Consider the following 23,468-nt stretch of genomic DNA (forward strand, 5'->3'; position numbering starts at 1 on the left):
GCGGAGAAAGGGAGCTCCCCCAAACAGATTTTTGGAGAAAGGGAGCTCCCCCAAACAGATTTTTGGAGAAAGATGTGAGCCAAGCTGATTTCGAGCAACTCTTTAAGCAATGTGAGCAAGTGACGCCTTACCTTAAGGGGGAACTTGGCCGCTCACTCAAGGGGATGATTTCACTGCGAGGCTCGAACCTGCCGCAAATTAAGTCTCTTTATCTTGATCTACAAACCAGCACTCCCGAGGCAGAAAAGGTATATTGGCTGACTCGCAGCTGGGATCTGCTCACATGGCAGCCTCTCTATCTGGCATTTGTCGCCATCTATAATATGAAGTCGCTGCCAAACCTGAGTAATATGGCTCAACACCATAAAGGCGATCTCATTGCCGGATTCAGCTTCGATAACACCGAATGTATTCAAGGTGACTATGAGGGGTTGATAAGTCAGGCGGGTCAACAACTGTCTCAGATGTTTGAGCACTACAGGAGTGAACTCGATCATTGGATACGTTGTCGCCCTGGATTTGTGCAGCATCTAGTTGCCGACGCTCTGCTGGCTAAGTTACTCCAAGTGCAGCAACGACATTTGGAGATGAGCGATGGGTTTATCTTACACCACGCAAAACTTTGGCTAGCGGCGTTTAATATCTCAGACAAGCACTTGGCATCACTGTATTTGTCTAAATTAGATAATAAACTCAAATTGAGCCGCACCAGCTGTTGTTCCGTATACAAGACTAAATCGGGTGTCCTGTGTGACAATTGCCCTCGTTTAAGAAGAAGTAAAGATGTATGAACTCAATAATATCAGAGTGATACGTGGGGAACGTACCATTTTGGATATCGATGCCCTAGAGATAGATCCCCACGCCCTTACTGTGGTGCTCGGCCATAATGGCTCCGGCAAGTCGACTTTGGTCAATCTGCTCGCTAATCAGTTTTCCCCGGAAGAAGGGAAAGTTAAATTAGCTGGCAAGCTCCTGTCAGATTATAGCCCTAAGCAGCTAGCCCAAACCGTGGCTTATTTACCGCAAAAATTGCCGGAAGTGGCAGGACTGAACGTAGCAGAGTTAGTACGCTTGGGACGCTTCCCTTGGCGCGGCGCTCTAGGGCGCTGGCGTAAAGAGGATGATGAGATTATAGCTCAAGCGATGAAAGAAACCGGAGTTGAGGCGTTTAAAGATACCTTAGCCGATCAACTTTCTGGTGGTGAGCGTCAACGAACTTGGGTCGCCATGTTGTTGGCACAACAGGCTGACTTGTTGATATTGGATGAGCCAACATCGGCCTTAGATATTCATCACCAATATCAATTGATGGAGCTATTAAGCAAGTTAAATAAGAATACAGGCAAGGGGGTGATCGTCATCTTGCATGATCTTAATCTAGCCTTGCGCTTTGCAACTCAAATTGTGGCGCTAAAGGCGGGAAAAATAGCCTTTAAGGGGGAGGTGGATGTCTTGCTCGATGAACAGCTGCTATCGGATCTCTATTCGACACCCGTCAGACTCATGGATCATCCGGAGCAAGATCATAAGGTCGCTGTCGTATGTTAGTGACTCAGTTAAACGCAATATTAGCCAGATCTGTGTTGCTAGTTACAATGGTGTTGGTGTCTTGGGGGAGTCTGGCAGAGGTTCAAGCCCCTGTTCAAATTCAAGATAGCCGAGGCCTGCAGACGTTAGCTCAAGTACCAAACCGTGTTGCCGTGTTGAATTGGGATGTGGCGGAGCAGGTGCTGGAGCTGGGCATCACTCCTATCGCCATGCCGGACATCGACGGTTATCGTGAGTGGGTGATGAAACCTCAAGTTCCTGAATCCGTGTCGGATATCGGTACCCGAGTCGAACCTAATTTTCAGCGTTTGGCTGCCTTGAAGCCTGATGTGATCATCATAGCATCGCCTCAGCTCGACCTCTTACCTAAGCTGGAGCAGATAGCGCCAGTGCTGTTTTTTCAGACCTACAGCGAACATCACGATAATGCCAAGGCCGCCATCGACAATTTCAAACAGATCGCTAAGGTACTAGGACGGGAGGAGGTAGCCGCTCAAAGGTTAGCGAAAATGAACGCAAACATAGAACAGATGAAGGAAAAGTTAGCTGTGGCATATTCAGGACACTTGCCTAAGGTGACCAGTTTTCGTTTCGCTAGCATGACCTCTATCTATCAGTATGGTGATAACTCCACCTCACAATATGCACTTTCTTTGTTGGGTATTGAGCCTGCCATTGCTCAAGGCCGTTCACAATGGGGCGCGAGACAAAAGCGCTTGAAAGAGTTGCGCCATGTGGGTGAGGGGATTGCCTTATATTTCCGTCCTTTTGCTCAAGAACCTCAGTTGGACTCAAGCGTGATGTGGCAAGCCATGCCTTTCGTTCGGGCTAAGAAGATGAACAGTGTCGAGTCGGCCTGGAACTACGGCGGTGCCATATCTATCGAATATATGGCTCAAGCACTCACTGATAGCCTGCTTGAGATTGCGCCTGTTAAACCTAGGGTGACTCAAGCCTTAGTATCAAATAAAAAGGGTGAGTCAAACCTGTAATGCACAAATATCAACTTCTTCGCTACAGTACAACGCTACTATTTTTACTGCTCATGACTGCAATGTCTGCGCAGGTCGATACTCAAATCTCGCTATCAAGCCAATGGCATCTACTTATAGATTTCTCCCAGCGTCATCTGTTGGCTAACAGCTTCGATGAGATCATGTTTGTCGAGTCTCAATTGCCACGTATCGCCATGGCCATCATGGTAGGAGCCACTTTAGGCTTAGTGGGCAGCTTGATGCAGCAGTTAACCCAAAATCCTCTGGTTTCTCCTCTCACCTTAGGTACGGCCTCGGGGGCCTGGTTAGCCTTAGTGGTACTCAATGTATGGTTTCCCGGCTTTGTCGGTGAATATGCTTCACTGGCAGCCATGATCGGTGCCATGTTGACTCTGGGGTTAGTGATCTTAATTACGGGTATCCGTAATATGTCAGGACTGCCTGTGGTACTTGCTGGCATGGCGGTCAATATTCTGCTGGGTGCTATAGCGACGGCGATTATTTTACTTAACGATCAATATGCGAAAAATCTGTTTATCTGGGGAGCTGGTGATCTGGCTCAAAATGGCTGGCAGCAAGTTCAATGGTTAGTGCCAAAGCTTTCTGTTGCAGTGCTTGTCTTTATCTTTGCTCCGCGGGTCTTGTCTTTACTGCGTATGGGGCAAACTGGCGCTGCGGCTCGGGGTTTAAATATTATCCCCGTTTTTTTAGGCTTGTTTGCCCTAGGGCTGTGGCTGGTTGCCTCATCTATCACTGCCGTAGGTGTGATCAGTTTTATTGGCCTGCTTGCGCCAAATATCGCCAGACAACTCGGGGCCAGAACTCCGAAAGATGAGCTGTTTTATAGCATGTTACTTGGTGCTCTGGTGCTGGTGGTTACCGATGCATTGGCCATGCTGATGAGCACCTATACTTTTGATCTCGTGCCATCGGGAACGGCCGCCGCTTTAATCGGGGCTCCTGCGCTAATCTGGTTCACACGGCGCAAGATGGGAGCGCAAGATCAACTGTCCCTTTCCTTGCCTAAGAGCCGTTATCAGATGAGCCCCAAGGTTCTGCCATTGATGTCATTGTGCTTACTGGCTTTGGCGGTCATCTCTTTGTTTATCTCTAGAGCAACCGTGGAGCAGGAGATTGTCTGGCTGTTCTCATTTCCTGACGCCTTCGGTTGGCAGATCCGCTGGCCGAGATTGTTGACCTCTATCGCATCGGGTGCAGGTCTTGCCGTCGCTGGTGTCTTGCTGCAAAGGTTGATCTATAACCCGTTAGCTAGCCCGGATATATTGGGGATCTCGGCCGGGGCAACCTTGGCCTTAGTTGGCGGGACTATCTTCCTGGGATTGAACATCTTCGATGGTACTCCGGCCATTGCTTTTATGGGCAGCATGTCGGTCTTGGGACTGCTGTTGCTTCTGGGAAAACGGCACCAATATGCGCCTTCCATGTTGGTGTTAATCGGTATTGCCTTGACCGCACTTATCGAGGCCATGGTGCAATTTGCTCTGGCGCGAGGCGATGAAACCTCTTATACCATTTTAAGTTGGCTCGCTGGCTCAACCTATAGAGTCACCCCAGTATCGGCGCTCGTGCTCACCGCTGCCGTGGTGTTATTAATCGGCTTTGCCTTATTAACGTCGCGCTGGCTGACACTGATTTCGGCGGGGCGGGAATTTGCTAAGGCCAGAGGGCTGAACGTACCTTGCGCCTTTATTTCGTTACTCTCTTGCGTGGCACTATTGTGCGCAATAGTTACTGCCACCATGGGGCCTGTTGCGTTTGTCGGCTTACTCGCGCCGCATATGGCGGTGATTTTAGGCGCCAAAAAGGCTGAGTTACAAATCCCAACAGCAGCCATACTCGGTGCCAGCTTGATGGTGTTTTCAGACTGGTTAGGCCAGAATCTGGTATATCCATCCCAGATAGCGGCAGGCACATTAGTCGCGATAGTCGGCGGGCTGTATTTTATTGTTTTGCTAATACAAGGGAGACGCACTGCATAGTAAGGATGCAGGTTTCCTTTGTTACGTTTCGGTATTGAGCAGGCGCTAATTAAGGCATAAGTCGATTATCATTAATTGCTTGCAGCAGGCTTATATGTAACTACTTCTATGACTCGCAGCGAGTACGGTCCCTGTATGCTCTGCCAAAGCATCCCTGCTTTGGAAGGTCATAGCCGCAGTTACATTTAGTAGTTTTCTCTTCGATGATACGGTGTTGTATTTTTACTGGTCACAATAAAAATCTTTTATTTTCAGTTTATTACTGATTTAAAGGCTGCATCATTTAACCATTGATCGTCGTTATGAGTATTCTCCGCACTAGATATCATTTTATTTTAGCAACCTGCTTATTTTCGTATCTACTTTGGCGAGTGCAGATACTCCAAGTTCGTCCGCTATTTTTACTGCTGAGCAGCAGCTGGTATTCGAAGAATATACCCATGGGATCGATAACAAGGTTGGTGATGTCAGTAACCAGCTTGCTCAAATTCAACAAAAAATTGATGCCGACAATGCTGTGCAGATTATTAAAGACAGTGTAAAGCAAGCGTTCTGTTGATCTCTGGTTAGGCTTTCTGAGTTTATTACTAGCGGCTGCGATTTTCTTTGTCTGGCGCATGAGGGCGACGATTCAGCAGGAATGGGATAAACAAAAAACTCAAATTTCAGCAGAACATGGTGCGGCAATACAAGATATTGACAGATCCAAAGAGGTCCTTACAAGAGAGGTTAAAGAGTGCTTAGTTGAAGCTAGAGAGCGAATTAAAAAATTACGTGAGGAATTAAATCATGCGCGATCTATTAATGGAGATATAATAAAACTTCACGATAAAGCAGAAGCACTGATTTATCTCATAGTAATGCTAATTATTGGTTTGATTATGCTTTTTCTCTTTATAAATCAATTTGATGAAGGTGTTTTTCCGTATGGAAATGGCTAGGAACTACCAAAAGTTTGACTGAAAGTTATTTACCTTTGTTAACTGACAAAAGGGTCTGTTGTCGATAGCTTAATAGGCTAAATATGCCGAAGGCGAATACGTTTAGATAATCGCTTTTGCGCAGCGTTAGCTGAGATTTGAATAGAGTATGGAAGATGACAACCTGAAATCCGTGCATAAACAGGGTTACAGCAAATAAAATATACAGGATCACGGCGAGGTTGCCTTCGAAGGGCTGAATTAAATTATAGGTCATCAATAACCAGGCAAAGAGGGTGATAGCCTTACCCGGTATGATAAAAAAGTTAATAAACGTCATTTTTCTCTTAAGATACTTTTTTAATCGCAAATTGCAGCGCTAATCTGCGTAGCTCGTAGCTCGTAGCTCGTAGCTCGTAGCTCGTAGCTCTAAAAGTCTTTAAGGCTGATATTGATACAGGCGATAGATAACTTGACCCGCTTTCTTCTCTTTTAACTGTACCCAGTCAGACGGTACGCTTAGGTTTTCCAGCTCGCTTTCTGTCTCTACATAAATCTGAGCATTTTCTTTGAGCCAGTTATGTTCAGCGATCAACTGAATACTTTTCTCGGCGAGATCTTTTCTAAATGGGGGATCGATATAGACGATGTCGAAGCCTTCGAGGGGCTCAATTTCCAACAATTTAAGAGTATCACCCTTGATGACATCGGCCATCGATGAGTCACACTTGAGGGATCTTAAGTTCTGTTTTAGTTGCTCTGCCGCACTCGACTGGAGTTCGAAAACCTTGGCATAGCTTGCGTAGCGAGAGAGGGACTCGAAACAGAGCGCGCCACTTCCGCCGAAGCAATCGAGTATTCGAGCGCCAGTCAGATCACCTGCAAGCCAGTTAAAGAGCGTCTCCCTGACTCTATCAGTTGTGGGCCTTAAGCCTTCAAGATCATGAATAGGCAGACGTCTCGATCGCCATTGGCCCGCGATGATTCTAACTTGGCCACTGGAAGGTCTATTTCTCGCCATTTCTTTACCCATCTGCTTAGCTATTTTTGGTCTTAAGGGAGAAAGTGGTAGACTATTTCGCCCAATGAAAGGCAGTTATTTTACCCCAAAGATAGTTGAAATGGTGAAAACCTGAGGTTATTGCTGGAAAAGGCTTGTTTCTCTGCGTATTTACCCCTTTCTTGTGGTTATAATGTGGTCCTAAATTAGTTTGTCTGTATGGCATCGATAAAGTAATTATTTGAATGATTATTTACTGCTGAGCTATAGATAAGCAGCATATAGACATCAGATAAAGATAAACAAATACATGATTGGATGATTTCGTGAGCTTTGACATCAATAGACTTGGTAGTCCATCCAGTTTAAAAGTTAAGTCCGTTAGTAGAGCACTGGTATAAAACATGGCAAAGAAAGGTTTTTTTTCCTGGTTTCGCAAAGATAAATCAAAAGATGAAGTCGAAGCTCCAGAGGTAGAAGTTGCAGATACAGTAGAAGAGCTGGCTATCAAAGAAGCCGAGGCTCTGGCTCTCGTCGAGAAAGAAGCGGCTGAACAGGAACGTTTAACCACTGAGGCTCAAGCCGAGAAATCGAGACTTGAAGCTGAGGCACTTGCTGAAAAAGAAGCTGAGGCTCTTGCATTAAGAGAAGCTGAAGCTGAGGCTCTAGCTAGACAAGAAGCCGAAGCTCTTGCTGAGAAAGAGGCTGCGGCGCTTGTAGAAAAAGAAGCGGCTGAACAGGCACGCCTTGCTGTAGAGGCTGAAGCAGAAAGGGCTAGACAGGAAGCTGAAGCTCTTGATTTAAGAGAAGCTGAGACTCTTGCTTTAAAAAAGGCTGAAGCTCTTGCCAGACAAGAAGCCGAAGCTCTTGCTGAGAAAGAGGCCGCGGCGCTTGTAGAAAAAGAAGCGGCTGAACAGGCACGCCTTGCTGTAGAGGCTGAATTAGAAAAGGCTAGACAGGAAGCTGAGGCACTAGATTTAAAAGAAGCCGAAGCTCTTGCTTTGAGAGAAGCTGAGGCTCTTGAAGCCACAGCAGAAAAAGAAGCTGAGAAGCAGCCCGAGCCACAGGAAAAACCCGTTAAAGAAGGCTTCTTTGCCCGCTTGAAGCGAGGTTTAAAACGTACCAGTGAGAATATTGGTAGTGGCTTTGTGGGTCTGTTTAAGGGCAAGAAGATCGATGATGATCTTTTTGAAGAACTCGAAGAGCAGTTACTGATCGCCGATGTCGGTGTCGAGACTACTACTCGCCTGATCAAAAGTTTGACCGAGCAAGCGAGCCGTAAGCAGCTTAAAGACGGTGAGGCCCTCTATGAACTACTGCGCGAAGAGATGCAGAAAACCTTAGAGCCTGTCTCTATACCTCTGGTTCCGGATAGTGGCGACGGTCCCTTCGTTATCTTGATGGTCGGTGTCAATGGTGTAGGTAAGACAACAACCATAGGTAAACTTGCCAAACAATATCAGGCCGAGGGTAAATCGGTTATGTTAGCAGCAGGCGATACTTTCCGTGCTGCAGCCGTAGAGCAGTTGCAGGTTTGGGGGCAGAGAAACGATATTCCAGTAGTGGCACAGCATACTGGAGCCGATAGTGCTTCTGTGTTGTTTGATGCACTTCAGGCGGCTCGAGCTCGCAACATCGATGTATTGATTGCCGATACGGCAGGTCGTTTACAGAATAAAGCGCATCTGATGGACGAACTGAAGAAAGTCGTGCGGGTGATGAAGAAATTAGATGAAAATGCCCCTCATGAGGTGATGTTGACCTTAGATGCGGGCACAGGGCAAAATGCGATTAGTCAGGCAGATCTTTTCAAGAAGGCTGTTGGTGTGACGGGTATTACGATTACTAAGCTGGACGGTACGGCGAAAGGCGGAGTTATCTTTGCCATTGCCGATAAGTTCGGCATTCCTATACGTCATATTGGTGTCGGTGAGCAGATAGATGATTTACGTACTTTCGATGCAAAAGACTTTATCGATGCGCTCTTTACCCAAGATAGTGAAGAGCAGAAATAATTTATTCAATACCCAGGGCACTTTTCAGAGGGAAATGAGAAACAGATGATCCAATTTGAGCAGGTTAGTAAAGTTTATCCGGGTGGGCAGAAAGCCTTAACTGATGTTAACTTTCATCTTCAAAGAGGTGAGATGGCATTCTTAACTGGTCACTCGGGTGCCGGTAAGAGTACCTTGCTTAAATTAATCACTGTAATTGAGCGTGCTAATGCTGGCCGAGTGTTCATTAATGGACATAATATTGCCAACTTGTCTCGAAAGGATGTACCGTTTCTTAGGCGAGATATCGGTATGATTTTTCAGAATCATCACCTGTTGATGGAGAAGAGTGTTTTCGATAATGTCGCTCTCCCATTAGTGATCGAAGGCTTTTCCCATGGCGAGATTAAAAAGCGTGTATTAGCGGCGTTGGATATGGTCGGTCTCTATGGTAAAGAGCGCCATCACCCTATTATGCTTTCTGGTGGTGAGCAGCAAAGGGTTGGTATAGCGCGGGCTATTGTAAACAAGCCGCCCTTGTTATTAGCCGATGAACCAACGGGTAACCTAGATCCTAAGTTATCTATGGATATTCTGCGCTTATTCGAGACCTTTAATGACTCAGGTACTACTGTGTTGATCGCGACACACGACTTAGGCCTGATAGCGAGAATGAAATATCGCACCTTGACCCTAAAGCAAGGTCGAGTGTTAGGAGGGGAGGAGCTTACTTCTGCTCCGGCAAGTCCATTTACCGTTTAAATTAATATGATGTCTAATGGCACACAGGGAATGACATGAGCAAGAAGCCTCAGCTAACCAGAAGCAAGTTACCTATCTCCGGCCGTATTGTGATGTTCTTCATTCGCCATATACAGCATGCAATGGGGAGTATGGGTGAGCTTTGGCGGAATCCTGTCTCCTCTGTCATGACTATGGCTGTGTTGGGGGTGAGCTTAAGTCTGCCTGCTGCGCTTCAAGTTTTAGTTAAAAATGCCGAGACGATAACCCAATCCTGGAATAGCGCAGCCGAGATATCGTTATTTGTCGACGATGCCCGCAGCGAGAGAACCATTCAGAGCTTAATAACCCGAATTAAGGTGTACCCTGAAGTCAGCGAAGTGAATTATATCAATCGCGATCAGGCTCTCGAAGAGTTTCAGACTCTGTCAGGATTCGGGGAAGCTCTTGCTTATTTAGATACAAATCCACTGCCGGCGGTGGTGACTGTGACGCCGAGTCTCAGATATTCGAGTCCTACAGGTGCTCGAGAGTTACTCAAGAAATTAGAGCTGGAGCCTGAAGTGAGTTTTGGCCGACTCGATATAGAGTGGTTGGAGAGATTACAGGCTGTAGTTAAGTTACTCGAGCGTACTGTGTTAGCGATTGCGGCCTTATTAGTGTTGGCCGTTGTACTCGTGATAGGCAATACCATACGTTTGGCTATTATTAATCGCCGTACTGAGATTGAAGTGATGAAGCTAGTAGGTGCAACAGAGGCCTTTATTCAGAGACCATTTCTGTATACAGGGATCTGGTATGGCATCATAGGTGGCATCTTAGCTTGGATAATTATCAATCTTCTGGTCTTGTATCTCGACAATGCATTGGCTGAATTATTGGGCTTATATGGGAGCAAACTGCAGATGCAATCTCTGTCATTGGTGGAGCTTGGTCAGCTAGTAGGGCTTGCCTCTTTCTTAGGTTGGCTGGGGTCATATCTCTCTGTTCGCCACCACCTGAGAGCGATTGAGCCTTCATAATTAGGCTTGAACCTCATGCTGAATTAATTTCAGAATCCAGCTTTAAGGCTTCTAGCCTTTTAGCTTTCAGTAACAAGTATGAGCTATATGAACTAATCTTCACTTGCCTTGTCTATTCATTTGAGGCGAAAATGAACCATGGTAAAACTGTTTTTAAAATAGTCTTTAAAAACTTTGAAGGTCCACTTTGAAGTTAGTAAGCAAAAGGCTTTCGGAAAGAAGTCGGAAAAAGAGATAAGTTAGTAGCAATTATTTCATCTCAGGTGTGTTGACATAAGTTGTCAGATCACCGATAGTTCTCCGTCCTGCCCTTTTTTACCTCGGTATTTAACAGAGGGCAAGCCGCAACAAATACTTTCATCTTGTTGAAATAAGTCGGTGCTACACTCTGTCTTGTGTATCGATGAATGTACTGTTAGCTGTATTTGTTAGACGAGTAAATTTAGAAAGAATAGGAGCGTGAATGACTGATCAAACGCAAACAATGGCACTTGTGGTTCCCCATGGTAGCGGTAGCCTAGAAGCTTATGTCCATTCGGCGCACAACATCTCTATGTTGGAAGCCGAGCAGGAGTATGAGTTAGCTAAGCGTTTACAGGAAACAGGTGATATACAAGCAGCAAAGCAGCTGATTATGTCCCATCTTCGTTTCGTTGTTCATGTTGCTAAGGGGTATGCCGGTTACGGTTTGCCTCAGGCTGATCTTATTCAAGAAGGCAATATTGGTTTGATGAAGGCGGTTAAGCGTTTCGATCCTAATGTTGGGGTTCGCTTGGTCTCTTTTGCCGTTCATTGGATCAAAGCTGAAATTCATGAGTATGTGCTTAAAAACTGGCGCATAGTGAAAGTGGCTACCACTAAGGCTCAACGTAAGCTGTTCTTCAACCTCCGTAAGGCTAAGAAGCGTCTTGGTTGGTTTAGTGATGCTGAAGTTGGTATGGTTGCTGAGAATTTGGGCGTATCTAAGTCCGATGTGACTGAAATGGAGTCACGTATGGCGGCTCAAGACCCTGCGTTCGACCTTGCCAGTGATAGTGACGATGACATTCAGGATTATGCTCCGGCTCTGTACCTTGAAGATCACTCTTCAGATCTTGCGAGCCAAGTCGAAACTGATAACTTAGAAGCCAACAATCAAACTCGCCTTTTGGCTGCTATCAAGACCCTTGATGAGCGTAGCCAACACATTCTTCAGGCCCGTTGGTTGAATGAAGATAAGACAACGTTGCAAGAGCTAGCTGCAACCTATCAGGTTTCTGCCGAACGTATCAGACAGCTTGAGAAAAATGCCATGAACAAGCTCAAGGGCCGAATGGAAGCGTAAAGCTTGCTAGCCTAAAAGAGTAAATTAAAACCTGCCGCGGCAGGTTTTTTTATGTCTGGAACATTTATGCCGATAGCCTAGTTCCTAGGCGCTAGGACCTAAAACCGCCTCAATTATCTGTTTTCGGGATACTTTCAAACTCGTTTGCTCGACCTCTGGCCAATGATAATATTTTCGAGGGCGTTTAAAGCGAGCAGCTTGACTGCAGACTAACGTATCAAGTTCACTTTGCTCTGGGAGATGTCCCTTGATAATTGCGACTGGCAAGTAGCCAAACTCCTCATTGGCTAGAGGAAATACGATAGCCTCTTCAATATCTGGGTGTTGCTTAAGTATCTTCTCTATCTCTTCGGGTTGGATGTTCTCTCCACCTGAAATAAACATGTTGTCACAGCGGCCTAAGATGCATAGGTTTCCTTCTTTGTTCCAATAACCTCTGTCTTTGGTAAAGAACCAACCATCCGGATCCAATGACAATGTTAACTGCTTTTCACTTCTTGTAAGAGATAGGGAGTGAGAATGAGGCTTGAGGTAGCCCAAGAAGAGTGACTCGCCCCTGACATAGATCTTGTTATCTTGGATCTTAAGTTCTCGGCCCGGTAATAGATGACCGCAACTACCGTCTTTATTGGCAATACCTGTGGTGATCTGAGAGCCCATCTCTGTCATACCATAACTGGTGAAGCTGCGTATATTCAGTGCTGCCAATTGGTCTAAGAGATTTGAAGGTATTGCCCCGCCACCGAGGAGTAGCGCTTTAACCTGTTTAAGACTATTGGCATCTTGATTCAGTATCCTGATCAGCTGAGTCGATACTAATGAAAGATGGGTGATATTATCTCTGGTTAATTGCTTCGAGAGTTTTGTCTCTCTATCTTGTAATACGACCGATGCGCCAGCTAAGGCACAGCGGTTTATGATTGCTAGGCCACCAATATGAAACACTGGCAAGGTTAGCAGCCAGCTATCGCCAGGCTCAAGAGGAATGAAGCTGCGGGAGCCCTCAGCATTTACAATATGGTTATTGAGACAGTGCAACGCGGCCTTAGGTATACCACTGCTGCCCGAGGTGAGAATGATGTTGGCAGCTAGCTTGGAATCGACTCTGACGGGTTGAGGTGGATAGAGTTGGGCTGGTGTCGCTTTGGTTACATGCGGATAGCTCTTCAGGCTAAAATCTAAGGAGATCGTTTTATGAGCTGGTCCCTGAGTCAATAAGTCCCGATGAACCTTTCCCGCCCAGACATGGCTTAATGCATATCTCTCCACTAGCTGGGTTATCTGTGCAGATGGAAAGCGTGGTGAGAGTGGGCAGAAGAGTATGCCTTGGTCAATACAGGCCCAGTAAAGCATGATTAATTCGACGGAGTTACTGTCAATACAGGCGAGCCTGTCTCCTCTTTTTAAACCTGAGGCCTCAAGCTGCTCACCGAGTATCATGACCCTCTGACTCAGCTCTAAATAGCTGAGTGTTACGCTGACCCCCTTACTGGGCTGGCGTATCGCTATCGTTTGTGGATGAGTTTTCGCCGTCTGATGCAGGGGAGAGATAATAAGGGCTTGTTGCAAGGGACCTCCTTTACCTAGGCAGATTTCATTAAGGTGAGATCATTAAAGCTAAGGCAATTAGCCTTGCCGGAGTCGATGATCAGATCGGCGCTAAATGCACTCAAGGTATCGAGCCCGGGTATCTCATCCGGCGACATGACCTGATTTAATCTGGCTAAAGACTCAATCCCCAGGCTGGCCTCTAGGCTGGAGCTTATTATGGTACGTACGCCATAATGGTCGGCGTCATATTGTAATTTTTGTATTTTCTCTAAGGTGCCGATAAGCATAGGTTTGATAACGAGTGCAGTGAGACCTGGCTGCATTTCAAACTTGAATTTAGGGTCGTTGAGTGTCTCATCTAATGCCCAGGGCATGCCGATGGCTCGATAGAAGTTTGGGTTGTCATTATGGTCGATACAAGGCTCTTCTATGTACTCGATGGCATCGATAGGTAGGCAGGCGGCAAAGTCGATGGCCTGCTCTAAGGTGAGACCCCGATTGGCATCGAGTCTTAGCTTTAGATCGGGCCTTATGGCTAATACCTGATGAACAAGCTTGATCTCCTCTTCCATTGAGGTCTGGGCGACTTTTATCTTAACCGAACGTATATCCTTTGGCAGGGAACGGATTCGGTCTTGTAAGGTGCTAATGGACTCATCTTCCTCGCGATAGATAAGCGGAACGACTCTAGTATTCTGAAGCGATAGGCCGTTGTCATCGAGCTGGCCGATGAGCTTGGAATAGAGCAGACTCAAGCCGAATGCGAGTGATGGATATTGGGTCTCTTCGGCGAGATCCAACAGATGGATTAGGGGCTTACCTATGAGCGATTCGAGCCTTTCTGCTAGCTGTTGGCTGACATCATCCAGACTTTCCTGACTGAAGCCCATCAAGGGATGACGATCGATATCCTGGCCCGATAATGGACTTATTTCAACCAATTCGGTTCGTAAGCCTGATGTGACCTCAGCTTGGGGATTCTCACTCACTTGGAGTCTGAATACGAGTCCGCTGCGTAGTTCGATACGTTGCTTCCCTACAGGAAGGAGTTTATTCAGAGGGATCTGGTAAGAAAACAGCTGGGCAGAGGAGATGATCATTGAGGTGTCTCTGTGAGTTGTAATATCAGCTGCTGACAAAATTTATTCGCAGCCGCTAAGTGAATATTGTGCCCGGCTCGATCGAACTGATGCACAGTTAAGGATGACTGATCCTGCCAATTCAGAGCGAGGGCTAAAAACTTACTATCATCTTTGCCTACGTAGTAATGGCAGGGAGCTGAAATTTGATTGGGTAACTGAGATAGATCTTCCTGCACTGCGAGTGAAGTGGCCAGATAGATCGACTGCAGCGCCTGGGCACTATTTTTACTGCGCTTTTCAACCAAGGCTTGCCGTGCTACCACAGATAGCTCGGAAAACACGCCCTGCTGGTACCAAGCATTGAGGAATTCATTCAAATTCAGGCTGGTGAGTCTGGAGTTCCACATCTTATCGTTTCTGAGTCTGACTTCTTTATCACTGGCTGTGGTGAGTCCAGGGTGAGAGGACTCCATATGTAAGCTGAGGATCTGCTCGCTGTTTTGTCGGGCGATATGCAGCGAGATACGACCACCGAGTGAGTATCCTAGAAGATGGTACATGTTTATGTGCAGAGCCGATATGGATTGATGAATTTCAGCGGCCACCCGATAAAACCCTGGGGTGTCGAGTGAGAGTGCGGGGCTGTTTCCGTGTCCCGGCAAGTCGATGCAGATGCAATAAAAATACCTAGTTAGCTCTGGTAGAAGAGGTGTCCAATCGGCTCCACTCCCCAAGAAACCATGGATCATAACCAGAGCCGGATTAGCTTTATCACCATGACAAGTTAAGGCTAGCATTAGCTCTGTTTGACCCAGGAGGTGATTTTCGCTATCTGTGCGCTGGCCTGCTCTTGCGCTACAGTCACTTCGATAACAGAGGGACCATCGAATCCAATAGCATCCTGATAGGCTTCATCGAAGCCCTCGATATCATCCACTTGGTTGTAGGCTATACCAAACATGGCTGCGCCATAACCAAACTCCAAACCATGAGAGAGTCGGTAATAATCGTTTCTTAACTTCTCATCGGGGACTGGTAATAAGTTAAAGATGTTGCCGCCATCATTGTTTAAGATCACCAAAACAAAAGCTGTGTTCATGGTGCGTGCTAGGGCAAGAGAGTTAAGGTCGTGCAACTGGGAGATATCCCCTATGACTAAAGTTGTTGGTATCTTGCTATGTTTGGCGATACCACAAGCCGTTGCCAAGAGGCCATCTATGCCCGATGCTCCACGGTTAGTGTAAGTCGCGCCATGCTCAGGTGTCATAGGGGCAAACATATCATAGAGGCGCACGGGTAAGCTGTTGCCAATAAATAGCTGCTGCGATGTATCTTGTGCCTTGGCAATGCGACGAACCACCATGGCTTCGCCAAATTCACCATTGTCTATCTGGTGTTGGAACAGAGTTTCCAGATTGTCATTAACTTGAGTGAGTTGCAGAGCCCAGTTGACTTCAGAAGATCTGGGCCACTGTAGTGAGGCAAATGTTTGCAGCTCACACTGCCAAACTTGCTTTGTGCTATGGCTGGGATCTAGTCTCATCTGTGTCGGTAGTACTTGCCAGTAGCTCTTCCACTTTTGCTCGGCAAGATAACTGATTAATCGTTTCGATATAAAACGTCCACCGAAGACTAAGACACGTTCGGCTTGTTGCAACAGGGCCTTGGCCTTAGGGTGATGTAATAGTTGATCTATGTTACCTACAACGCCTGGGTGTTGTCTAAGTTGTGACTGAGCATCAGTGAGCAGTGGCCAGCCAAGTTTCTGTGATAATAAGATCAGGGCTTCAGGAGATTCTTGAGGTGACAAGGTGCCGGCAATGATCACTCCCTTGCCATGAACGAAGCGTGCCAGAGCATCCTGACTCGGTATACTCTGCTGTTTAACCTTGCCATATTGAACATAGGACTGGCTGGTATGTTGCCAGGTACCTAAGGTGCTCAGATATTCGGTAAAATTGGCACTCATAGTAGAAGGGTACAAAGGCTCCCGATACATGCAGTTGATGTGCACGGGTTGGCTCTGATTGCTAATGGCTTCATCTAGAGTTGCGAGAAGGGATTCGGGGCGAATTGCGAGATCCGGTGTAGGCAGATTTATCTGTTTAGCATATTGAGAAAAAATCGCAGGCTGTACTATAGCTTGATTGGCACCGCAGTCGATGAGCTCAGGGGGTCTATCTCCTGATAGCACGATGAGAGGGACATGGGTCAACCAGGCTTCAATTATCGCTGGATAAAGGTTAGCTACGGCCGTGCCCGATGTGGTGATGATTGCCACAGGGGCTTGGCTTGCTTTGGCTAAACCTAACGCAAGAAATCCCAGTCCTCGCTCATCAAAATGCAGATGTTGTTTCAACTTTGTTTGTTTAGCGGCAGCCAAGGTTAACGGTGTAGAACGCGAGCCAGGTGCCATACATACATGTTGTACGCCAAGGCGTGCAAGCTCTTCTAGCATCAGAGTGCCCCATAACAAATTGAGTTCTGCTGTCTTTTCGATCTGCATAGATAATTACCATAAAATAGATATCGCTAGTCTATCGTGAAGTAGGGGGGATTTCTAAGCTAAAGCACATAGTTTATGCATTAGTTAGCTTCCTCGTTCGTGGTCAATGAACTCTATATGTGAAATTAACTTATTCGCCCCGGTTATCTATCCACTCACTCATGACCACATGGGTTTTTATTTTGATGATATCGGTCTGGGCGTCGATAAACTCTCTGATCTCATGAAGGCGTTTCATCGAAGGGGCCCTCACATAGACTAAGAGATCCATATCTCCAGTTATGCCCCGGCAGGTGATTACCTCAGGAATGGCATGGAAAACATGAACGACATCGGCACAACGTGGGCACTTGTGCTGGATCTCGAAGTAGGCTGAGACGCCTTCTTTTTGAGATTCGCTAAGTAGTACCTGATAGCCACGTATGATACCTGTGTGCTCGAGCTTTTTGATTCTCTCGGAGACGGCAGAACGAGACAAACTCACCGCCTCGGACATATGGGAAATGCTCTGTCTGGCATTTTCTCTCAATGCGGCAATGATCGCCTTATCGAATTTGTCTAATTGATCCACCTAATTCTCCTGATCACATATGCTCGGTATTATCTCTTGCCAACTATCTGTCGGATATTAAAGTCCTCACAGACATTTTGTCGGTACATTGCTTAGATTCGCTTCTTGAATACGGCAGTTTGTATCGTGACCTAAGTTTATACTAACGATGAAGATTCCCATAATTATGGGAGTAAGAAAGACACTTAATAAAAATTCAACTCAATAATTATATGAAGCTTATACCAACGTTTTGATGGTTCTCTCAGCGAGATAGTCATCAAATGGTATGAGGCGGATATAGCAGGATAAGGACAGGCAGATGGATCAGGTTAAGGGAACAATTGGGCGGTGGCAGGGTGCGGGCTTGATGGCAACTACGTTATTAGGTACTGGAGTGTTTATCTTGCCTCAGATGACAATAGCGACAGCGGGTAATGACGCCTTAATTGCATGGCTGTTACTAACACTTGCAATCATTCCTGTCGCACTGGTATTTGGTCGATTAGCAGGGGCTTTTCCCCATGCAGCGGGACCAGCATATTTTGTCGAGAAGGCATTTGGTCGGACGGCGGGGAGAACCATAGGATTGATTTTTCTCTTGGTTGTCCCACTAGGTGCCCTCGCCGCTATCTTAATGACATTTCAATTTGTTGATGCCATGGTGCCCATATCGGGCTGGAGTCAGGTTGTTATGCAATTGGGCTTGTTAATCGTGCTCTTTTTTCTTAATTTCAGAGGCATACATGTCTCGGCTAAGCTGCAATTTGTACTGACAATTGCCATTGTTAGTGTTGTAGTCTTGATGTTTGGAGCTGGTGGGTTGAATCTGCATAAGCTGGAGTCGATATCCTTAGGGACAACCAGTGATGCTGGTTTAATCATGGCGGCTGCGGGTATCGCTTTCTGGAGTTTCTTAGGGATAGAAGCTATGACTCACTTGGCAAATGACTTCAAAGATCCTAAGAAAGACATGATCCCAGCCATGATGATAGGTATTGTCTTAGTGGGTGTCGTTTATATCGCTTGTACAGGACTCTTGCTACTGACCCAAGTCGAGACCGGGACAGGCTTAGCCATGGTGACAAGCTTCGATAACCTGCTCGGAGGTTATGGGGCACAAGTGATTGGTATCTTAGGAATCGCTGGGGGATTAGCGACTGTAAATGTGTATACCGCCAGCGTTTCTCGCTTGGTGTGGAGTTTTAGTTGTGAGGGTATTCTTCCTAGATACTTTTCTTCGCTCAACCGTCATCAGGTTCCAGTCAGATCGCTGTTTGCGGTGTTATTCGCCATGGCATTAGTCATAGTCTTAACCTATGTTTCGGGGCAGGAACTTGAACACCTCATCGCATGGACCAATGGTGTGTTTGTCATCATCTATCTGATGGCTATGCTTGCTGCAGCTAAGCTTTTGAGTAAGCGTTACTTACCTTTGGTGGCGATGGGTAGCTTGTTTTGTATTATGCTTGGCTTCGCCTTGGGTTGGAGCATGCTCTATGCGGGGCTCATGACCTTAGTAGTCGCCCCTATCTTATGGTGGCAGAAGAATCATCTCTCACGCAAACAACTGCTTCAAACAGCTTAGTTACTGATTCTTAAATTAATGGAATTCAATGGGAGATAAACCTGAGCATATTTGGATTTTCTGTCCTATATTTTTAACTCTAAGTTAAAGAATTTATGGAGATACAGAATGGATTCAGCTGCATTACTCAGCCACATTGATGAGTTACCTCGCTTACCTAAGGCGGTCAGCGAGCTAATCGATCTGGTTAATAATGATGATGCCTCGGTGGCAGAGATCACAGAAAAAATCTCACACGATCCCCTCGTTAGTGCCCGGATTTTACGTTTAGTCAATTCAGCGCATTATGGTCGTAGTAGGGAGGTAGGCTCGATCGATGAAGCTGTGGTTCGTCTAGGTATGCAAACCTTAAGAACCTTAGTGATAGCATCGGCAGTAATTGGCGCCGTACCTAGTATTGCTGGTATCGATTTGGGAGTGTTTTGGGGGCGGACCTTTGAGGTATCCCTGTATGGACAAGAGATGGCTAAGCGATGTGGTGCAGCCCCGGATATGGCATTTACCTGTGGCATATTACACGATATAGGCGATTTGTTAATTGCTACCATAGAGCCTGATAAATCGTTGAAAGTTCGTGAACTTGCAACTGATGGGGATAAAAAATCACTCATCGAGCAAGAGATTTTTGGGTACGAGTCGGCAGAAGTCGCCGCATTACTGGCAAAGAACTGGAAGTTTTCTCCCGAGCTTGTTGAGGGGATAAAGTATCAAAATCATCCATATAAAGCCGAGCCTTTCTCTAAGCAGGCTGCTTTATTAGCACTATCTCGTATGGTGCTAGATGAGTGGGATCAGGTTGATAAAAATGAGAGAACCTGTTGGCTATCCCAGCAAGCAACGGCAGTTGGCTTGAAAATGGAGGTGGGAGGGTTACAGGATAAGATACTGGGATTGAGAGGCAAGGGCTTCGATATTGCTAAGCAATTGACTTAAGCTTTAGAACATCTGAATGAGTTTATTCGAGCACAAGCTCAAAGGCTATTGGCTCTTTTTTAAAGTTAAGTCTGACTTTCTATGGCGATATTACGCATCTGTATTAGTTCGCTGTGTTTCAGATAGAGTAAGTCTGCAGTTCTACGAATTATTTGATCTTCATACTGGCACAATTGACCGTCGGCATAGGCTAATTTCCACATGGCCAATATCAACTTTTGTTTTTGCTCGACGTCGCACTGTTCATTTATCTCCTTGGTAAATTCATAGAGAGATATTGAGTCACCTTGTATCTTCTTGGCTTCATAGATTAACTCTTCAGCTTCTGCTTGTGTAAGAGATAGAGCCTTAGTCATCAGCTGTGGCAGCATTCTGGCTTCTTCTTCACTCAAGGTCTCATCGGCAAAGACAACTTCGAGCAGTAAACTCACAGCGGCTAGGTTTAATTGGCGTGCTTTCTCTTCCGGTGTAGCTGCTTGTGAGTGTGACGTTAGAAATTGTTTTAATTTGGCTAACATGAAAGACCCTGTCGATTCGAAGTGAGTTCAGCATAAAGGATTAGAGTAGAAGATGAAATAAGAGTTCACTTGTAAACTTAATTCAATAATGAATCTTATTTCATCTATCTTTTCTGCGTCAGAGACAGGCTTAAAGAATAGCACCTAAGCCTTTCATAAGCATATCCGTCGTACCCTCTCCAGCATTGCTATCTAAATAACCTTTAACTATATCGACCATAGGAGCTGCGAGTTCCTTCGATATGCCAAGTTTTTCGAAGGCATCGTAAACCTGAGCACCGCCTTGAAGCGAGCTGCCCAGATCACCTGCTTTTGCCAATAAACCAGACATACCTGATTCGTTGTCTAGGGCTGGAGCCGCAGATAGTAGGCCATCTATACCTGGTATAGCATCGGCGATAGAGGAGAAGTCATCACCGCCTAGTGTAGATTTGGCCAGAGATAGCAGACTCCCTAACCCACCCTCTGCTTGGGACTTGTTGAGTCCTAGCTGAGACATGACACTGCCTACAAGGTCATCGCTTTGAGGTTGCACTACTTGTGGTTTTTCTTTTTCTGCTGAAAAGAGGTCATCAAACCAACCAGCAGTCGCTGGTGTGCTTAATGTCGTGCTCGCGAGTAGTAGGCCGATCACAGCTGATAGTTTCATTTTTATTCCAATGGTTATTTAATTTGGTTGTTGCAATCATTCTATCTTTTTTAACAATAACATTGCATCTATTTTACGGTTTCAGCTCTGTATTGTGATATTTCATCGGTGCAATAAATATCAAATTTCGGTATCCTAGCTGCCTTATTCTGCTTTTTTAATTATCTATTGGAAACACCCATGTCATTGTCTGCGATATTAACAGAAGCCTATAACTTCTTTCGTAATCATATTAGCCAGTTAGCCGCATTGACTGTGCCTATTTTATTTGTTCAGGTTGGTATTCAGTTGTGGCTGGGCATGGAGATCAGGGGAGCCGATTTAGAGAACCCTCAGTTTGGTGCCTCTCACATGGCGGCCATGATGGCCTTGTTACTGGTGTTTTCATTATTGATCGCTGCCTTAACTATCTTCTTAGAGCTCCGCTCACAAGGTCATGAGGCCAGTACTGCGCTGATATTGAAGACCAGTTTGAATTTCGTTCCTGGCCTACTACTCGCCGGTGTATTTTCAGGCTTAGCGATTCTCGCCCCTGTGATGATTTTTGCAGCCTTCGGTCCTTTATGGCTAATCGGGCTCACCATGAGTATCTATATCTTTGCAAGACTCGCCTATGTGAACTTTATGGTTGTCGTCGAGCGGTTAACGCCGTTCGAAGCGATTAAGGCAAGTTTTAAATTTAGTAGTCCCATAGCGTTTAAGACCTTGATGGTACTCATGTTGTACATACCTCTGTCTCTGGTGGGAGGTTCAATTTCTGCTCTGGTTCAATCATTAGGCTTCCCTGTTCAGCTAATCGTCGAGGTTTTTATTGCTTTTATAGGCCTATTCGTCAATGTTGCGCTGTTCCGTTTATATATGGTTTCACGCCCTAACAAGGTAGATGAAGAAGTTTAAGCTAGGGCTTAATATTTAGGGCCTAGGTATATGGAGTTGTACTGTGCTTACTGATGTAGACTTAGTGACTCAATTTTCTGCCGAGTTAGGTCATGATTACGGTATAGCTAAGAGCTATGTAAAAGATGTGCCAACCCAGGCATTGCTGCTGCTTCGTAGCCTTACCCATAAATTAACGGATCTGCTAGCTGACTCCAAAGGAGTTAAGTTCGCGGGTCCAAATTTATATGACAGAATAGAAACCCTTAACAGTAAGCGTGTCATCGATGTACGTATTACCAGGACCTTGCATCGCTTACGGGGTGACGGTAATCGTGGAGCCCACCCGGAAAAATATCATCTGACAGCCGAACAGTTACAGCAGCTCAGTGAAAAATCCATAGAGAACTTATTAAAACTCATCGAATCTTTATTTAAGCAAGTAACGGGTAAGCCGCTGCCTAAGTATAAATTTGAGGCGTTTGACTTACTGGTTGGACGGGATCTCTGTTATAGAGCCGTGATGCAGGGAGAGGCTGAAGCTCAGTATCTTGTAGGAATGTCACTCAAGACCCGCGCCTTGATGCAGCAAGAACAAGAGCTGGCACTCGAGACTCTCAATGATGCAGAGGCTGTTCAATTAAACTCTTCCACTGACAACTTAGCCAAGGCTCAATATTGGTTTTCGCTGGCTGCCGATCGGAATATGGACGCTATGCATGAGCATGGTGTCGCCTTAATACACGGCTATAACGGTGAGGCCGACGTGGTAGCTGGAGAGAAGGCGATCGCTGTTTCTGCCGAGGCAGGTGTGGCTAATGCCATGGCCTTGTTAGGCTATTTCTATCTGGTAGGCAGTGAAACTGTCGCCATAGATCTCGATAAAGCCCAAGAGCATCTACAAGGTGCTGCCGATTTGGATCAAGCGGAAGCGATGGCAAACTTAGGTGTGTTGTTTTATCAGCAAGGTGATCTTCTTCAGGCTAATTACTTTATCTCTCAAGCCGCTAAGGCTGGCTTTCCCCATGCTCAATATCATCTCGCTCTGATGTTAGCAAAAGGAGAAGGCACAGAAATCGATCTGTTGTCCAGTGACCATTGGATGAAAGAGGCGGCTGAGCAAGGGCAGCTCGATGCCATGTTCTCTCGTGCTCAGACCATACTCAATGATGATGGCTCTACAAGTGCCCAGTTGGCGTTGGCGGAGTCTTATCTCAGAGAAGTTATTAGGTACGGTCATAGCGTCCCCGCCATGATTGAGCTCAGCATAGCGTTAGCTGATGGGATGCTAAATAAAATTGACGTGGTAGGCTCTTCTGCTCTGCTTAAGTTAGCCAGAGAGCGGGCGAATGATGAGGAGCTTTCGGTCATAGTGCCATTATGGGACTCTCTGTTACAACAGGTTGAAAATGTGCTTTCTGTTGCAACAAAAACCGAAGAGTTAGCCACCCTGAAAAGAGCGAAAGAACTGCTTTCTGACTAATTTTCTATAAGAATCATCCCCAATAAATCTTCCTTGTTTATGATCTCGAGAAATTGAAATAGGAATTATGCACAACTGGTTAGTTGCATACAATATGCAATGTGTTACATTTATGTTATTCAAGTTAAGAGGGTATTCAATTGCTGACACATGCAGATGAAAGACAACACAGGGAAGATGATCTT

At 45.9% G+C, this 23,468-nt stretch carries 23 protein-coding genes; 14 read left to right on the forward strand and 9 right to left on the reverse strand.

Going from position 1 to position 23,468, the window contains the following annotated elements; translation table 11 throughout:
* Positions 1–74: 74 nt before the first annotated feature.
* From sps_RS01410 to sps_RS01435, 6 genes are all read left to right on the forward strand, one after another.
* Positions 75–791, forward strand: coding sequence for a siderophore ferric iron reductase (locus tag sps_RS01410; protein ID WP_169915648.1), 717 nt, complete (start codon positions 75–77; stop codon positions 789–791).
* The gene (locus sps_RS01415) at positions 784–1,551 is read left to right on the forward strand and encodes an ABC transporter ATP-binding protein (protein ID WP_077750853.1); all 768 of its coding nucleotides are present in this window, start codon (positions 784–786) and stop codon (positions 1,549–1,551) included. Before sps_RS01410 ends, sps_RS01415 begins: the two co-directional genes overlap by 8 nt.
* The gene (locus sps_RS01420) at positions 1,545–2,543 is read left to right on the forward strand and encodes an iron-siderophore ABC transporter substrate-binding protein (protein ID WP_077750854.1); all 999 of its coding nucleotides are present in this window, start codon (positions 1,545–1,547) and stop codon (positions 2,541–2,543) included. Before sps_RS01415 ends, sps_RS01420 begins: the two co-directional genes overlap by 7 nt.
* A complete protein-coding gene (fhuB, locus tag sps_RS01425) occupies positions 2,543–4,546 on the forward strand; it encodes a Fe(3+)-hydroxamate ABC transporter permease FhuB (protein ID WP_077750855.1) in 2,004 nt (667 codons plus the stop codon). Before sps_RS01420 ends, fhuB begins: the two co-directional genes overlap by 1 nt.
* 364 nt (positions 4,547–4,910) lie before the next feature.
* Positions 4,911–5,105, forward strand: coding sequence for a hypothetical protein (locus tag sps_RS27955; RefSeq protein ID WP_149027201.1), 195 nt, complete (start codon positions 4,911–4,913; stop codon positions 5,103–5,105).
* A 58-nt stretch (positions 5,106–5,163) separates the two neighbouring features.
* The gene (locus tag sps_RS01435; RefSeq protein WP_077750857.1) at positions 5,164–5,487 is read left to right on the forward strand and encodes a hypothetical protein; all 324 of its coding nucleotides are present in this window, start codon (positions 5,164–5,166) and stop codon (positions 5,485–5,487) included.
* Positions 5,488–5,512: 25 nt separating this feature from the next.
* Here the strand turns inward: sps_RS01435 and sps_RS01440 are convergent, their stop codons facing one another.
* Positions 5,513–5,806 (reverse strand): DUF1145 domain-containing protein, encoded by a 294-nt coding sequence (locus tag sps_RS01440; RefSeq protein WP_077750858.1) that lies wholly within the window; start codon positions 5,804–5,806, stop codon positions 5,513–5,515.
* Positions 5,807–5,905: 99 nt separating this feature from the next.
* A complete protein-coding gene (gene rsmD / locus sps_RS01445) occupies positions 5,906–6,487 on the reverse strand; it encodes a 16S rRNA (guanine(966)-N(2))-methyltransferase RsmD (RefSeq protein WP_179948391.1) in 582 nt (193 codons plus the stop codon).
* 383 nt (positions 6,488–6,870) lie between these two features.
* Here rsmD and ftsY point away from each other — a divergent pair, with 383 nt between their 5' ends.
* From ftsY to rpoH, 4 genes are all read left to right on the forward strand, one after another.
* The gene (gene ftsY, locus sps_RS01450; RefSeq protein WP_077750860.1) at positions 6,871–8,481 is read left to right on the forward strand and encodes a signal recognition particle-docking protein FtsY; all 1,611 of its coding nucleotides are present in this window, start codon (positions 6,871–6,873) and stop codon (positions 8,479–8,481) included.
* 45 nt (positions 8,482–8,526) lie between these two features.
* Complete coding sequence (gene ftsE / locus sps_RS01455; RefSeq protein WP_077750861.1) at positions 8,527–9,222, forward strand: cell division ATP-binding protein FtsE; 696 nt, start codon at positions 8,527–8,529, stop codon at positions 9,220–9,222.
* Between the two features lie 35 nt (positions 9,223–9,257).
* Positions 9,258–10,223 (forward strand): permease-like cell division protein FtsX, encoded by a 966-nt coding sequence (ftsX, locus tag sps_RS01460; RefSeq protein ID WP_077750862.1) that lies wholly within the window; start codon positions 9,258–9,260, stop codon positions 10,221–10,223.
* Positions 10,224–10,686: 463 nt separating this feature from the next.
* Complete coding sequence (gene rpoH, locus sps_RS01465) at positions 10,687–11,547, forward strand: RNA polymerase sigma factor RpoH (RefSeq protein ID WP_077750863.1); 861 nt, start codon at positions 10,687–10,689, stop codon at positions 11,545–11,547.
* 84 nt (positions 11,548–11,631) lie between these two features.
* On the opposite strand, the gene menE is transcribed toward rpoH, so the two are convergent.
* From menE to sps_RS01490, 5 genes are all read right to left on the reverse strand, one after another.
* Positions 11,632–13,116, reverse strand: a complete 1,485-nt coding sequence (gene menE, locus sps_RS01470) for an o-succinylbenzoate--CoA ligase (protein ID WP_077750864.1) — start codon at positions 13,114–13,116, stop codon at positions 11,632–11,634.
* A 14-nt stretch (positions 13,117–13,130) separates the two neighbouring features.
* On the reverse strand, positions 13,131–14,198 hold the full coding sequence (gene menC / locus sps_RS01475; protein WP_077750865.1) for an o-succinylbenzoate synthase: 1,068 nt from the start codon (positions 14,196–14,198) through the stop codon (positions 13,131–13,133).
* Complete coding sequence (gene menH / locus sps_RS01480; protein WP_077750866.1) at positions 14,195–14,977, reverse strand: 2-succinyl-6-hydroxy-2,4-cyclohexadiene-1-carboxylate synthase; 783 nt, start codon at positions 14,975–14,977, stop codon at positions 14,195–14,197. The genes menC and menH overlap by 4 nt, the downstream gene beginning before the upstream one ends.
* Entirely contained in the window at positions 14,977–16,686 is a 1,710-nt protein-coding gene (menD, locus tag sps_RS01485; RefSeq protein ID WP_077750867.1) for a 2-succinyl-5-enolpyruvyl-6-hydroxy-3-cyclohexene-1-carboxylic-acid synthase, read from the reverse strand. Before menD ends, menH begins: the two co-directional genes overlap by 1 nt.
* A gap of 130 nt (positions 16,687–16,816) precedes the next feature.
* Positions 16,817–17,257: an Lrp/AsnC family transcriptional regulator gene (locus sps_RS01490; protein ID WP_077750868.1), complete on the reverse strand. Its 441-nt coding sequence runs from the start codon at positions 17,255–17,257 to the stop codon at positions 16,817–16,819.
* A 301-nt stretch (positions 17,258–17,558) separates the two neighbouring features.
* On the opposite strand from sps_RS01490, the gene yjeH reads away from it, so the two are divergent.
* Positions 17,559–18,824 (forward strand): L-methionine/branched-chain amino acid transporter, encoded by a 1,266-nt coding sequence (yjeH, locus tag sps_RS01495; protein ID WP_077750869.1) that lies wholly within the window; start codon positions 17,559–17,561, stop codon positions 18,822–18,824.
* Between the two features lie 108 nt (positions 18,825–18,932).
* Complete coding sequence (locus tag sps_RS01500; protein ID WP_077750870.1) at positions 18,933–19,757, forward strand: HDOD domain-containing protein; 825 nt, start codon at positions 18,933–18,935, stop codon at positions 19,755–19,757.
* A 65-nt stretch (positions 19,758–19,822) separates the two neighbouring features.
* On the opposite strand, the gene sps_RS01505 is transcribed toward sps_RS01500, so the two are convergent.
* Both sps_RS01505 and sps_RS01510 read right to left on the reverse strand, forming a co-directional pair.
* On the reverse strand, positions 19,823–20,275 hold the full coding sequence (locus tag sps_RS01505) for a tellurite resistance TerB family protein (RefSeq protein WP_077750871.1): 453 nt from the start codon (positions 20,273–20,275) through the stop codon (positions 19,823–19,825).
* Between the two features lie 130 nt (positions 20,276–20,405).
* Positions 20,406–20,924 (reverse strand): DUF2780 domain-containing protein, encoded by a 519-nt coding sequence (locus sps_RS01510; protein WP_077750872.1) that lies wholly within the window; start codon positions 20,922–20,924, stop codon positions 20,406–20,408.
* A gap of 180 nt (positions 20,925–21,104) precedes the next feature.
* On the opposite strand from sps_RS01510, the gene sps_RS01515 reads away from it, so the two are divergent.
* Both sps_RS01515 and sps_RS01520 read left to right on the forward strand, forming a co-directional pair.
* Positions 21,105–21,821: a hypothetical protein gene (locus sps_RS01515; protein ID WP_077750873.1), complete on the forward strand. Its 717-nt coding sequence runs from the start codon at positions 21,105–21,107 to the stop codon at positions 21,819–21,821.
* Positions 21,822–21,864: 43 nt separating this feature from the next.
* On the forward strand, positions 21,865–23,283 hold the full coding sequence (locus sps_RS01520; protein WP_149027202.1) for a DUF4145 domain-containing protein: 1,419 nt from the start codon (positions 21,865–21,867) through the stop codon (positions 23,281–23,283).
* Positions 23,284–23,468: the final 185 nt, after the last annotated feature.

Origin of the sequence: Shewanella psychrophila, assembly GCF_002005305.1 — a bacterium.
Classification (GTDB): Bacteria; Pseudomonadota; Gammaproteobacteria; order Enterobacterales; family Shewanellaceae; genus Shewanella; species Shewanella psychrophila.

Excerpts from the sequence above, each read along its gene's own strand:
- menH (WP_077750866.1), bottom strand. The coding sequence starts at position 14,977 with ATGCTAGCCTTAACTTGTCATGGTGATAAAGCTAATCCGGCTCTGGTT.
- ftsY (WP_077750860.1), top strand. The coding sequence starts at position 6,871 with ATGGCAAAGAAAGGTTTTTTTTCCTGGTTTCGCAAAGATAAATCAAAA.
- sps_RS01505 (WP_077750871.1), bottom strand. The coding sequence starts at position 20,275 with ATGTTAGCCAAATTAAAACAATTTCTAACGTCACACTCACAAGCAGCT.
- sps_RS01500 (WP_077750870.1), top strand. The coding sequence starts at position 18,933 with ATGGATTCAGCTGCATTACTCAGCCACATTGATGAGTTACCTCGCTTA.
- sps_RS01510 (WP_077750872.1), bottom strand. The coding sequence starts at position 20,924 with ATGAAACTATCAGCTGTGATCGGCCTACTACTCGCGAGCACGACATTA.
- sps_RS01515 (WP_077750873.1), top strand. The coding sequence starts at position 21,105 with ATGTCATTGTCTGCGATATTAACAGAAGCCTATAACTTCTTTCGTAAT.
- yjeH (WP_077750869.1), top strand. The coding sequence starts at position 17,559 with ATGGATCAGGTTAAGGGAACAATTGGGCGGTGGCAGGGTGCGGGCTTG.
- sps_RS01420 (WP_077750854.1), top strand. The coding sequence starts at position 1,545 with ATGTTAGTGACTCAGTTAAACGCAATATTAGCCAGATCTGTGTTGCTA.
- ftsX (WP_077750862.1), top strand. The coding sequence starts at position 9,258 with ATGAGCAAGAAGCCTCAGCTAACCAGAAGCAAGTTACCTATCTCCGGC.
- ftsE (WP_077750861.1), top strand. The coding sequence starts at position 8,527 with ATGATCCAATTTGAGCAGGTTAGTAAAGTTTATCCGGGTGGGCAGAAA.
- sps_RS01415 (WP_077750853.1), top strand. The coding sequence starts at position 784 with ATGTATGAACTCAATAATATCAGAGTGATACGTGGGGAACGTACCATT.
- fhuB (WP_077750855.1), top strand. The coding sequence starts at position 2,543 with ATGCACAAATATCAACTTCTTCGCTACAGTACAACGCTACTATTTTTA.
- sps_RS01440 (WP_077750858.1), bottom strand. The coding sequence starts at position 5,806 with ATGACGTTTATTAACTTTTTTATCATACCGGGTAAGGCTATCACCCTC.
- menD (WP_077750867.1), bottom strand. The coding sequence starts at position 16,686 with ATGCAGATCGAAAAGACAGCAGAACTCAATTTGTTATGGGGCACTCTG.
- rsmD (WP_179948391.1), bottom strand. The coding sequence starts at position 6,487 with ATGGCGAGAAATAGACCTTCCAGTGGCCAAGTTAGAATCATCGCGGGC.
- sps_RS01435 (WP_077750857.1), top strand. The coding sequence starts at position 5,164 with ATGAGGGCGACGATTCAGCAGGAATGGGATAAACAAAAAACTCAAATT.
- rpoH (WP_077750863.1), top strand. The coding sequence starts at position 10,687 with ATGACTGATCAAACGCAAACAATGGCACTTGTGGTTCCCCATGGTAGC.
- menC (WP_077750865.1), bottom strand. The coding sequence starts at position 14,198 with ATGATCATCTCCTCTGCCCAGCTGTTTTCTTACCAGATCCCTCTGAAT.